Annotated in this window: 8 protein-coding genes and 1 pseudogene; 1 reads left to right on the top strand and 8 read right to left on the bottom strand. The window is 37.1% G+C overall.

The genetic code is table 11. The features are described from left to right. Positions 1-38: 38 nt before the first annotated feature. Positions 39-944, top strand: coding sequence for a S41 family peptidase (locus BW935_RS13055; RefSeq protein WP_245802705.1), 906 nt, complete (start codon positions 39-41; stop codon positions 942-944). A 433-nt stretch (positions 945-1,377) separates the two neighbouring features. Here BW935_RS13055 and BW935_RS13050 read toward each other — a convergent pair whose 3' ends face one another. The 8 genes and pseudogenes from BW935_RS13050 to BW935_RS18885 all read right to left on the bottom strand — a co-directional run. Beyond that, on the bottom strand, positions 1,378-2,214 hold the full coding sequence (locus BW935_RS13050) for a maleylpyruvate isomerase N-terminal domain-containing protein (RefSeq protein WP_076502131.1): 837 nt from the start codon (positions 2,212-2,214) through the stop codon (positions 1,378-1,380). Between the two features lie 131 nt (positions 2,215-2,345). After that, positions 2,346-2,798 carry a hypothetical protein gene (locus tag BW935_RS13045; protein WP_076502129.1) on the bottom strand — a complete coding sequence of 151 codons (453 nt, stop codon included), beginning with the start codon at positions 2,796-2,798 and terminating at the stop codon, positions 2,346-2,348. Between the two features lie 126 nt (positions 2,799-2,924). After that, positions 2,925-3,905 (bottom strand): NAD(P)-dependent alcohol dehydrogenase, encoded by a 981-nt coding sequence (locus tag BW935_RS13040; RefSeq protein WP_076502127.1) that lies wholly within the window; start codon positions 3,903-3,905, stop codon positions 2,925-2,927. 152 nt (positions 3,906-4,057) lie between these two features. Next, positions 4,058-4,885: an OmpA family protein gene (locus BW935_RS13035; RefSeq protein WP_076502125.1), complete on the bottom strand. Its 828-nt coding sequence runs from the start codon at positions 4,883-4,885 to the stop codon at positions 4,058-4,060. Positions 4,886-5,277: 392 nt separating this feature from the next. Continuing rightward, positions 5,278-6,933 (bottom strand): S41 family peptidase, encoded by a 1,656-nt coding sequence (locus BW935_RS13030; protein ID WP_076502123.1) that lies wholly within the window; start codon positions 6,931-6,933, stop codon positions 5,278-5,280. Between the two features lie 390 nt (positions 6,934-7,323). Further along, complete coding sequence (locus BW935_RS13025) at positions 7,324-9,885, bottom strand: AAA domain-containing protein (protein ID WP_076502121.1); 2,562 nt, start codon at positions 9,883-9,885, stop codon at positions 7,324-7,326. Positions 9,886-9,887: 2 nt separating this feature from the next. Then, positions 9,888-12,209, bottom strand: a pseudogene (locus tag BW935_RS13020) (type I restriction endonuclease subunit R); the annotation flags it as partial. Further along, the coding region (locus tag BW935_RS18885; protein ID WP_449374839.1) for a hypothetical protein at positions 12,116-12,323 on the bottom strand (208 nt) is incomplete at its 5' end. The pseudogene BW935_RS13020 and the gene BW935_RS18885, both read right to left, overlap by 94 nt.

Here is a 12,323-nt window from a genome sequence, read left to right as displayed (position 1 = left end):
AAAATAATCGTGAAATTTTTCTTGCAGCTTTGGAAATTATGGAAGAACACTCATTAAATTCCTATGAAGTGGATTGGAAGCTTCTTAAATCAACTATTGAGAGCCAGTTCGATATGGATCTTAATGATGAACGCTTAGGTGAAATGATGATTGATTTGTTAAGTCAGACACATGATTTTCATGGGGCTTTTTATCTAAATGATCAAGTCTACCAATGGAAGAAAGGTGAAATAATTGTTTCCGATTCAATTTTGAATGAATGGAAAAAAGGGCCTAAGGTGGTTTCAATGATGCTAACAGAAGGAATTGGATATCTTAGAATTCCTAGTATGCCATTTGTCAATCAGGAGGATTTGGATGCAAAGGCTCAGAATCTGAATAATCACTTGTGTGAATTGCTGCAAAATAATACAAAGGGATTGATTATTGACTTGAGACTAAATGGTGGAGGTGCTATGTATCCAATGATCCTTGGAGTACACCAACTCTTGCCCAAAGGTCACATTGGTTCTTTCCAATCAAAACACAATGAAAAGTGGTTTTTGACAGAAACTGAATTTTTGATAAATCAGCAAGTAATGGCCAGAATCAAACCCACATGTACAATTGATGCCCAAAATATTCCAGTAATTTTGCTGACTAGTCCGATTACCGGCAGTTCAGCGGAGTTTTTTATTATTGCATTAAAAAGCAGAGAGGCTTTCACTATACTTGGGTCAAATACTGCTGGTTATGTTACTGCCACAGAAGGTTTTTCAATCAATGATTCAGCCTATTTATTACTTTCAACTGCTTATGGAGTGGATATCAATGGTATAGTTTATAAAAGTGCCTTTGTCCCAGATGTGTCGGTTGAAAATGAAGATAGTTTTAATGATACCTGGAATGATGTAAAAGTGGTTCAAGCAATTAGTAGTCTAAAGAAAATCTTAGTTCAAAATTAAAATTTTACTGATTGATGGCCTAATGATTCTATTTTAGTTTTTAGGTAAAATTTAATTTTTAAGAATAATTGCAAAGTTGCATAGTAGTTAAGAAGATGCATTACATTTTGCCAATAATCGTCAAAAAAAGACAGTCTACATCTCCTGCGTCATGGCTTAATCAACCGAACATGAAATCGAAAATTCAACAATCAATTGTTAAGCCGCGTGCAAGAAAACGGATATACTTATTATTTAATTTCAGATTATTCGTTTTTTTCCAGTAAATCAATTTATAGGCTTAATCGGTTGCTAATGGTCAATATCTTCAAATAACTTAATCTGTAGCAGATCCAATATCTATTAGTAACTAGTCTGCTGAGGCGGATCCGGAGTTAAATAAATCGGATTTTTTTAATATTACAGGCAAAGTTCCGTATATACATTATTTATTTTAAGCCATCACAGCAACCAAATCAAATATGCCTTCACCAAGTCTTATATTACCGATAATTTCTGAAACATTTATAGCTTCATCTTTAGTGATGCCTTTGGTAAATAGCTTCCAAGCATACTCATCCCTGATCTTGACTTCACAACTCGGTTTTTGATCTATAGAGGTGATCAATTCCCAACCATCATTGTAAATTAAAAACCAGCTCTTTTCTCTTTCTCCTACAAAAGTGAATTTTATTAAGTCTCCAGCTTTTCCTTCCACATTTCTATAATGATAAGGTAAAGCTCGTACTGAAGTATCTAAATAAGGATAGTACCATTTTTCTTCTAGTAATACCTGTTCCTGGCCTACCGCAAGTCTAATCTGTTGTTGGTGATGCCATTTTTCAGTGTATTCCCTTGCGATATGAAACCAGTTTTTAGATTCGTTTTCACCTGCCCAAGCCACGGAAAATTCAGCTTTATCATCAGGGTTTAAGGTAGCTAGAAAATCACAATACTCTTTCCCTGATGATTTAAGTAGGTCTATGATAACTCTCGGGCTCAGCCTTTTGGTAGCCTTTACCCAATCAGCATTGAGTGTATTGAGGTAATCTATTAAGTCTTGGTAAGTATTTATATTGCTAGGGTTCTCTCCGAAGTAGTTATCACGAAGCATAGAGAGTGTCCTCAAATTACCGTCTAATAGATGTACAGCTACATCTTTTACATTCCATTTAGGGGCTATAGTTTGTCTAGTCCAATCAGTATCTGATAATCCCTCTAACAAGCTGATTAGCATCTTTTCAAGGTCAGAAATCAGTGCAATTACATCTATAGCCTCTATTTTCTTCATACTTTTAATTTTGCTTTTGGAACCTAACTGTTTTAAAAGTAAATCTCAATTTAAAAATTGCACCAGATATTAGTGCATAGAAAAAGCCCAAATTGTCGGGCTTTTTTAAATCAATTATTAAATAGTCAATTTTACTCGTTTTTATCATAAATATAAGAAGGTCCATCACATTGATCCCATGTATTTCTTAGTCTTTTTTCCGAGTTAATAAATAAATATTCTTTTCCCTCCTCATATCCACCTCCTTCACAATTTCCTATCATTTCTTCTCCTTGCTCATAATCCAATGTAATATAAAACAAGGCATTTACATCCTCCTCAGTTGCAGGTTCTATTACATAAGTTCCACTGGCATTTTTGACCCCGCTATCAGACTCTGTAGTCCTACTAAACGTATTGTTTTGATTAAATTGATACCTATCAATAGGAAGTTCAAAGTCATCTGGGTCTGCCTGCCATTGAAAGCCTACTTCGGCCAACTCCCATTCGCCCAATACAGATAACATGTTTGGGGAATCATCTTCTGTGTTGCAGCCTAAAATCAAAACAAAACCTACTAGTGCAAATTTAAAAAGGTGTTTCATGCTGATAATATTTTTAGTTATGAATACTTAGACGTGAAAGGTTAGTTTAATGTTTTGATTTTCCTAATTTGTGTAAAAAAATTACTAAAACTAATTGATGGAAATAAAACGAATTGATTATTTAATTTAGCAAACAACCCTCCAATCTGCTATTTTTAATACAACATTGCCTGTCTTCTGACCAGTTTCAACATATTCATAAGCCTCTACAATTTGCACCATATCATATCGTCTGTCAATGACAGGCCTGTAATGCCCTTCTTCATAAAGTTTTTTCAAAAAAATCACATCCTCTTTACTGATTGACGGAAGTGGAAAAAGGAGTCTCTTGCCTCCCCAAAGTGGTGTAGTCAATGCCAATAATATGTTCTCACCGTTTTTCCCCAATTCAGTTGAGATATATATGCCTTTTTTAGTCAACAATGGCTTACACTGGCCAAATGAGCTTTTTCCAACGGCATCAAAGATGAAATCAAATTTATCAGAGGTTTTGGTGAAATCCTCTGTCTGGTAATCAATAACAGTATCTGCACCAAGCGATTTTACTAAGTTGACATTCTTTGTATTGCACACCGCAGTTACCTTTGCTCCAAAATAATGTAACAACTGAACAGCCGCAGAACCAATAGCACCAGTTGCTCCGTAAACCAGTACATTTTGTCCAGGTGCAACTTTTGCGGCTCTGATATTCACCAATGCATAATGGCCCCCCTCAGTTAGTGCAGCTGCCTGGTCAAAGTGTATCTTATCTGGCATATTGGTCACCGCATCAGTTTCAGCAATCGTTAAATACTCACCATGGCCACCAAATGTCTTGTCATTAAACCCAAAAACCTGATCACCTTTTTTGAAGGTAGTTACGTCCTTACCAGTTTCTTCAACTATACCCGAAAACTCACAACCTAGTATTTGATATTTGGGACGAAACAAGCCAGAAAAAAATCTTGAAACAAAATACTCGGCACTGCGAAAGCCTGAGTCAGTCCGATTTACGGTAGAAGCATATACTTTTACCAAAATTTCTTTGTCTTTGGCTTTTGGTTTTGGAACTTCCATCAACTTGGCTACGTCAGGAGGCCCATATTTGGAATATACTATTGCTTTCATTTCTAAGTATTCTATTGTTGGGTTGTTTTGATTTGCTTGATGTTTACTACTTATTTCTTCTAAAAGTACGAGACATTTGTTTAGAATATCTAACGATGGAAGTCTACCAATTTTATTCTTACAAGTTCGATAGCTGAGTATTTTATTGGATTCTATCTCAACACCATCTCCACTCTTCTATTTTTGCTTTTCCCTTCCTCTGTTGTATTCGTTGAAACGGGCGATAAAGAGGAAACCCCAAAACCTTTTAACCTGCTAGCTGAGATTTGATAGTTGTTGATCAGGTTATTTACCACAGATTCTGCTCTTTTTTGAGATAATTGTTGGTTGTGCTCAAAAGAGCCAGTGTTATCCGTATGGCCAACTATATAGACATTTACTTGTGTGTTTTTTTGGAGGTATTTGGCCATTTGCTCAATGGTTTCCTTGGATTCAGGCTTGATTTCAGATTTATCTGTATCGAAATAGATTCCATAGAAGGTTGCTTTGCCGTTGGCTTTTATTTCTTTGGCGATATCTTCTGCTGAAAGGACAATGTATTGTTGCATGGATTCTTCTTTGACACATGTGACAGCATAAGTGCCACTTTGGTCACTTTGGACTTTTATCCACCATGCATCACCGGCTAATTTTAAAGTTAGCAATACCGCTGATTTAGATTCATTGATGACAGTCCCACCCTTGGATGTAACGGCTTTGATGTAATTTTGAAAAATCATTGCATTGGAAGGTCTTTTTTCCCAATCGCCTTCAAAAGTGTAATAGGTCTTTAATAGATATCCCGATTTTTCATACTGAACCCAAGTGCCGTCCTTATCAGTATAATCAATTTGAATTTTATCAAATTCTTTTTCCTCACAATCAGAGAGGATGTGTTGTGGTAAGCTATTAAAAAGAGGATGAGGATTGCAAGGACTTTGAGCATAACCAAAACTTAAAACACAAAATAATAGGGTCACGGAAATAATTGATGATCTCATATTCATAGCTTGTTGATTGTGTTATTAAAACAAAAAGTACTTTTAATAAATGATAGTTTTAATTTAAAAGTACAATAAATTGTTGAAAGAATATATTGACTTCATGTTGTAATTAGGAATCCCATTAACTTTAAAAACTAAAATCCACTCCAACAGGGTATTTTTCACCATAAAACTTACCAAGCCTCGTCTAATGTAGGCGGGACGACGGAGATCCGGGCCTGCCTCCCGAAAAGGGATGGCTTGCCTCCCAATAAGAGATGACCTGTCTCGTATAGGGATATATTTCTTCCTTTTTTTTCAGAAGCCTGTGGTGGCCTTGAAGGTGGATAGAGTCAGTCCCATCTCGGGATTCGGGAACAAAAAAGAAGATGAAATAACTATTATCAATCTTATAACCTCCTCTCATCCTTCAAAATCAACTCCACAGCCTTATCAATAACTTCATCATCCCCACTTATAATCCCCTTTAGACTAGACCTTACAACATAATCAACCGGAACACCATTTCTTTGAACAGCACTCATATCAGGAAAAAAAATGCCACTACTGGTGAAATAGGATTGATAACCTCCAACAAACTCAAGAGGAATCATCATACCTCCCGCACCTGCAGTTTGACTTCCAATAGTAGTAACATTGTATCCATTCTGAATGTAAATGGCGGTAAACTCAGCGCGACTTTGGGTATATTCATCAACTAGCAATATTACTTTTCCTTTATATTTAGACGCTTTGGTTACCCCTTTTTGATCGGTAATTAGATATCTACCTGGATACTTAAAGTCAGGTTTGATTACTTTAGTAAAAACCTCATTTCTAGCTCCCAAAAAGTTCTTGAATTCATTACCAAAAAACTCTTTCGGATAATTCCGCAAATCTATAATGATTCCTCTTGTGTCAGCTAAACTCTGGAGCGCATTGGCTAATTCTTTCCCATCAATTCGCTTTAAATTGATATAGCCAATATTGTCTTGGATCACTCTCCAATGGTCTAGACTTGAACTGGAACTGAATTGATCTCTTGGATACCTTCCAAGCCTACGAACACGGGTAACTCCCTCTCTAGTGATCTCAACTTCAACACTGTCAGAAGCATTTGGATAAATTTTACCAAAAGCATATTTAAGTTTGGTAGGATGATTTGATCCATGGATATATTTTAAATTCTTAGATAAGACCTCTGACACCTCTTTTCCCTCAATCTTACTGATAACATCTCCAATCTGAAGGTCATTAGCAGCTGCCAAGTTTTGATCAAAAAGACCTGTTATCACAATCTTGTCATCAATAAAGTTAAAAGCTGCCGGAATCAAATCAAGTCCAAAATGTGCATTGATCAAATCAGTCGAAAAGTAACCATGACTATCGTCAATCTTCACAACAAGCTCCAACATGGCCAGATGATAATCAAGTTCTGAATCTGGATCAGAAAACTTTGGGATCATTTGAAGAAGTACTGTATCCCAGTTGGTATCCAGTTGATATTTGTGCGGGTAGTAATAGGCTATTGTATTCCAATACCTCATCAGGGACAAGAGCCGCATTGACTTATTTGTCCAGTCAAATTCGGCATAGGATTTCTCATTGCTGATTACTAAAGTAGCATTCCTACCCTCAGTTTTGACATAATAAGGTTTTCCCTGATACCTGTTTTGTTCTATGAATCGAAGCTTTTCACTGAGCGATTTGGTGAATAGCGCTTCATCATCAAACCATACTAAATCAAAGTTCTTGTCAAAATAAATTGATTCAGAATCCTCCTGACATTTCTTACATAACTTGATAGTGCCCAAAGATTCAATCCAAGTCAAGAAAATAGCCGATAACTCCTCCTTTGTCTCAGCATTGTCTAAAGTAGGAAGAATGTCCAGCAACTGTTGGTCCCAATCAAACTTACCCTTGGCAACACTCGGGTGATAATATTTCAAAAAACCCCAGACTTTGGCAGTAGCAGCAAGCTTTTCTGTATCAGAAATGCTTTTCTCGGCATGAACAGAACCCAAAACAAAAAAATAACCAAGTATAAATAGAAGTGTAATTTTCATGTTAAAAAGCTTTAGAATGATAGAATATGATTTTTCTTAATAAATATCAGATTGAGCTCGTTTTGTTTCCATGATTCAAAATAAGCTTACCAAACTTACTCAATTCCATCAAAATTAAACTATTACCTTAATGTCTATTAAGAACTTAACTCTTTATTTAACAAAAATTAAAGATCATTCAGTGAGGAAAAAAAGATCTCTAGTTGTAAATAAATCATACCTTACCATTTTTAAACAGCTAAGCTCGCACTATCCCTTACTTTGATACTACTTTGATGTGGCTTTGGTGCTACTTTGGTATGCCTTTGCTCTAGAAGAGATGGAAGTGAGTTTTGAATCAAATACAACTTTAGGAAAAGTCAAGTTTACAGATTTAGAAAATCTCGTCATTTAACTTCTCAACTTAGAATCGTGTATCCTCAATAACCTACTTTCCAATTTCTTCCTTTCATTGCTCCCTGTGGTGCTGAATCGTAATACTGGGAGTTTGAATTTTTTCAAAATAGTATCTTTCATCTGATCCCTCTCAGCTTGTAAGCTGCCTTTCTGATGAAAAGAAAACCCATCTACTTCAATTCCCAAAACAGGAACCTTTCCTAACTTATTGTAAATCAAAAAATCTAAGTGTGTAAAGGGATGTTTCGCATAATTGCTTTCTTCCTCTTCTAAAAGAGAGAAATCACGGATAAGATTCCGAAGCGGAAAATGGGTGAGGACATCATATTTCAAGAATTTTTCATTTGACAATACTTCCTTTATAAGACCATACATAAGGTTTTCACTTTCAAACTCGGAAACTCTTCCTGATTTAGAAATGAATTTATTGCGTTCAGCTTCAAAGCCTTTGTAAAGAAGGTCAAAAACAGAATTCAATTCACTATGAACCACTGTGAAGTTTTGGTATTCGGCATACTGAATCAGGTCTGAAATATTACTATCTCGATCGTCTACGTTTCCATTGACTACAATGATTAGCTGATCGATGGCACGAGAAACAGCAACATTCAACCGATTTGGGTTGTCTGTGAATTCTGAAATCTCGTTGTCGACCGTTGAGAGTATGATGATTTTGTTTTCTCTACCTTGAAACTTGTCAACTGTGTCAGCCTTTATGTTTGTATCTTTAAATGCTAATTGCAATGCATTTGTTTGGGCACGGTAGGGGGTAACAATCCCCATATCAAGACTATAAAGCTTTTCCCTTGGAATGATTTCGTCTTTGATCGTATCAATCTGCCTTTGATTCAAATTTCCTCTCGCATGATTTCCAGCAACAGTTTTGTAAATCAATAATGGTGATCCATTTTGACTATGCTCTGTGAGAATGATAAGTTCATTGTTGTAGAACTTTTGATTACAAAACTCGATGATCTTGGGATGACATCGATAATGTTCTTGAAGCAGTGTCTTAGGGATTTCTGGAAAAAGAGCTTGAAGAGAGGAAAGTAAACTTTGCGTTGAGTACCTATAACATTCCTTTATATGGTAGGATTTGAAAATAGGGTCAACTTGGGTTTTAGTGTTTTTAGTAATCACATTAGGTAATTGCTTGTTATCCCCAACAATAACAGCTCGCTTGGCACAAGATAGTGCAAGCGCCCCAGTGACAATATCAGCTTGTGAAGCTTCATCAATAATTACATAATCATATATGAATTGATTTGATAGACTAAGTCTCAATGAATAAGTAGTGCTCAGGATTACAGGATAGTCAAGAACAAAATCAGCAGATTTAGATCTGAGCTCTTCAATAGAATAGACTTTTCTTTTACTAGTCTTATATTTATTACATAATACAGCCTTGAACAATTGCATTGACATCGCAGTGTAAGATTCCATTTTCTGGTCAAATGAAAATTTATTCAATGCCATTTCAAGCTTCCTGAGATCATGATTAATTTCAGAAATTCTATTTTGATAGTATTTTGATTGTGAAATGAATATGATTTCTTCTAATGGCTTGAGAAAGAATTCTTTGTTTTTGATTCCAAATTTTAACCAGAATAAGATTCTCTTAATGAAATCAATCCGCTTGCCTCTCCTTGCTAAGTTCTCGATTGAGACCCAAAATTCAAGGATCGAAGAAGCTCTTAAGTTCTTCTTGAAAATTATTGAAGAATCAGCTGGCTCTTTATAAACTTTTTGGAAATGCTGATATTCAGTTATAATGTTTTCAAGCTCCATTTTCAACCTCGCTGATTTATTTTTCTTCTCAAGATAATCAGTTAGTTGGGAGGAAAGTTTTATCGCCTTTTCCTGTAACCTGTCATATTTTTTTGGAGCGAGGTAAAATTCAGAAAGATGGGGAAGGCTTTTTTGGTTTTCAATAAAATCTTTTTTGTTTTGGCTTTTCCCCAAAAGGGCAGCTAAAAACTCAAGCCCATTTTTCTCTAGCTTGTCATATACATTTTGGATTGCAGCATTATTGCTTGAAACTATAGCTACAGAATGCCCATTCATGACGGCATTAGCAATAATATTGAGGATCGTTTGGGTTTTGCCCGTTCCTGGAGGGCCTTCTATGACGCTTAGCTTTCTCGAAAAGGCAAGGTTAACTGCAGCTTTTTGGCTAGTATTAAAACCAAAAGGAAAAAGATCTATTTTTTGGGTGTCAGTATCTTCAGATGGCAATGTCCCATTGAGATAACAAGAAAGGACACTCTCTTCCGGTATTTGTTCAATGGATTCAAAGCTTCGAGCAAGGATATTATTGTTTTCGTCTAATTCACGACCGACCACTTCAGCAGTCTCTTTCAGATACTTGAATATTCCAAATGCATTATCTTCACTTAGGGCGGTAGAAACAATTCTAGCGCGCTCTCGGCTGTAAGCATATTCTTTACTTCCATTGTTGTAAACCACTATGCATTTGTCCCCTTCATACCGGAAGTGCTTCACCCGATAAGTGATGTCCTTATCATCAATATAGATTAGATTTCTATATAGGGGCATGACTACATCGATCCACTATTTTTATACTTCTTAAAGTTCTCCGCCTGCTCAAAGATTTCCTTGTACACTTCATCCCGATCTACAGGCGGATAGTCATTCTCCGCCAATAGAATGATCAGATCCACTTTTAGCTCTGCCTTGATATCATCTCTCTTACTCCAATCAGTGTACTTGGCTTTGTCATCGACCACAGTCTTGACCTCCTTGGCTAGCGTGAGTAGCCTGTCATCAGGATACGTAAAGTCATACTTCACCGCCAAAGCTTTGAGAATGTCATAAAAGGCCTTCTCTTCAAAATCTATCCCCAGGTCCTTGAAAGAGTCTTTTTCCTTTCTAAGCTGATGGTAAAGATCAATGATTTCATCTGTAAAATCTTCCAACACATTGCTGACCAAGACATCGGCCTCTTTTCTTTCATTGTACTTGTCCACCAAGACCTGCATCTTTTTGCTGAAATCTACCCCTTTGGCACGGTTGACTTTTTTGAATTCATCTATGGCTTTGGCAAGGAGTTTTTGAAGTAGCTTGATTTTGGTATGTGGTAGCTTGATCTTGTCGATTTTGGAGAGATAGTCTTCGTCAAAGATGTCCACTTCTTTTTGCTTGTCATCGCCTAGTTTGAATAGCTCTTCCACGCCCTCACTTTCTATCGCAGCTTGAATCATGTCTCTTACTTTGGCATTCATCTGAGCGGTGTCAGGAGCTTCTCCCTTGAGTAATTTATAGACAATGGATCTTACTGCGATGTAAAAATGAATCTGGTTTTTCTCCTCCTGAGTAATTACTTCTGAGCCAGAACAAATGTCATAGGCAGCTTTCATCCTTTTGACCAAGTTCATAAAGCGCTTCTCCAAGTCTTTGGTCAGCTGCACAAATTCAGCTGCCATGTTCAAGGTACTCAACTGCTGCATTGGGCTGCCTTCGAAATAGCCACTGCTGTCAAATTTTAGAAACACCCTAGAAAGTAAATCCAAATGATCTCTGACCACAACAACAGATTGTTCAATATCTTCAAAATTCTGACTATCCACCTTATTGTATTGGGCAAGTGCCAAGTTCATTTGTTTTTTGATTCCGATATAATCTACCACCAGCCCCTTTTCCTTGCCTCCAAATTTTCTATTGACCCTCGATATGGTTTGTATAAGGTTGTGCCTCTGAATGGGTTTGTCTATATAGATGGTGTCCAAAAATGGGACATCAAAGCCAGTAAGCCACATGTCCACAACCATGGCTATCTTGAAGTTTGACTTGATATTCTTAAACTGCCTGTCCAATTCTTTTCTATAAGCTTTGTTTCCCAACAGCTGATATAGACTTTTATCATCATCCTTGCCTCGCGTCATCACCATTTGGATTTTTGCAGCAGGTAGGATTTCTTTTTGATCTTTTTCACTCAGTATTGCCAAAGGATCCGCAGCCCTCACTTCTCCCCAATCTGGCCTAAGTGCAAGAATGTATTGATACAGTTGATAGGCAATCTCTCTACTGCTACTGACAAAAAGTGCTTTGCCCGCCACGGTGGCACCTTCTGAAAAGCGCTGCTCGTAATGCTTTACAAAATCCTCAGCCAATGCTTTGAGCCGGTCAGGGTCGCCTATAATGGTGGACAGCTGTGCCATGGCCTTTTTGCTACTTTCTATTTGATAATCATTGCTGCCTTCTTCAGCACATTGATTGTAGTAGTCTTCTATATCTTTGAGCTTACTATTGTTGAGCAATACTTTGGCAGCTCTTCCTTCATAGACTATCCGAACAGTAATCTCGTCTTTGACAGACTCGGTCATGGTGTAGGAATCCACAATATCACCAAACACATCCAAGGTAGCATCAATGGGTGTCCCTGTAAAGCCTACATAAGTAGCATTGGGAAGGGAGTCGTGCAAGTACTTGGCAAAACCAAAAGTCTTGCTGACACCTTTGTCTGTTATTCTTATTTTCTGATCCAAGTTGACTTGGGATCGGTGTGCCTCGTCAGAGATGCAGATCACATTATCCCTGTCAGTAAGGAGCTTACTGTCTTCTGTAAACTTATGAATGGTCGTCAGAAATACGCCACCACTGTTTCTTCCTTGTAATTTAACCCTAAGATCATTTCTACTTTCCACAGATACTACTTCATTGTCTCCGATAAAGCCCTTGGAATTGGTAAACTGTGCAGACAACTGATCATCCAAATCTGTACGGTCGGTGATCAGGACAATGGTAGGAGAGGAGAAACTTGAGCTCTTCATGACCAGCCTAGCCAAAAATAACATCGTGTAGCTTTTACCACAGCCTGTTGTTCCAAAGTAGGTTCCCCCTTTACCATCACCTGCTGGCTTTTGATGGAGGAGAATATTGGTATCCGTCCGATAAACCCCATATTTTCTGATTTCTGTTTGGTTCGTAATCTTGCGTCATGAAAAAGATTAGCAACGACGAATATTACAAGCTGT

It is taken from the genome of Belliella pelovolcani (assembly GCF_900156785.1).
GTDB classification, from domain to species: Bacteria; Bacteroidota; Bacteroidia; order Cytophagales; family Cyclobacteriaceae; genus Belliella; species Belliella pelovolcani.
Note: the sequence above shows the minus strand (reverse complement) of the source record. Positions and strands in the feature narration are given on the sequence as shown.

Excerpts from the sequence above, each read along its gene's own strand:
- BW935_RS13030 (WP_076502123.1), bottom strand. The coding sequence starts at position 6,933 with ATGAAAATTACACTTCTATTTATACTTGGTTATTTTTTTGTTTTGGGT.
- BW935_RS13040 (WP_076502127.1), bottom strand. The coding sequence starts at position 3,905 with ATGAAAGCAATAGTATATTCCAAATATGGGCCTCCTGACGTAGCCAAG.
- BW935_RS13045 (WP_076502129.1), bottom strand. The coding sequence starts at position 2,798 with ATGAAACACCTTTTTAAATTTGCACTAGTAGGTTTTGTTTTGATTTTA.
- BW935_RS13035 (WP_076502125.1), bottom strand. The coding sequence starts at position 4,885 with ATGAGATCATCAATTATTTCCGTGACCCTATTATTTTGTGTTTTAAGT.
- BW935_RS13055 (WP_245802705.1), top strand. The coding sequence starts at position 39 with ATGGAAGAACACTCATTAAATTCCTATGAAGTGGATTGGAAGCTTCTT.
- BW935_RS13025 (WP_076502121.1), bottom strand. The coding sequence starts at position 9,885 with ATGCCCCTATATAGAAATCTAATCTATATTGATGATAAGGACATCACT.
- BW935_RS13050 (WP_076502131.1), bottom strand. The coding sequence starts at position 2,214 with ATGAAGAAAATAGAGGCTATAGATGTAATTGCACTGATTTCTGACCTT.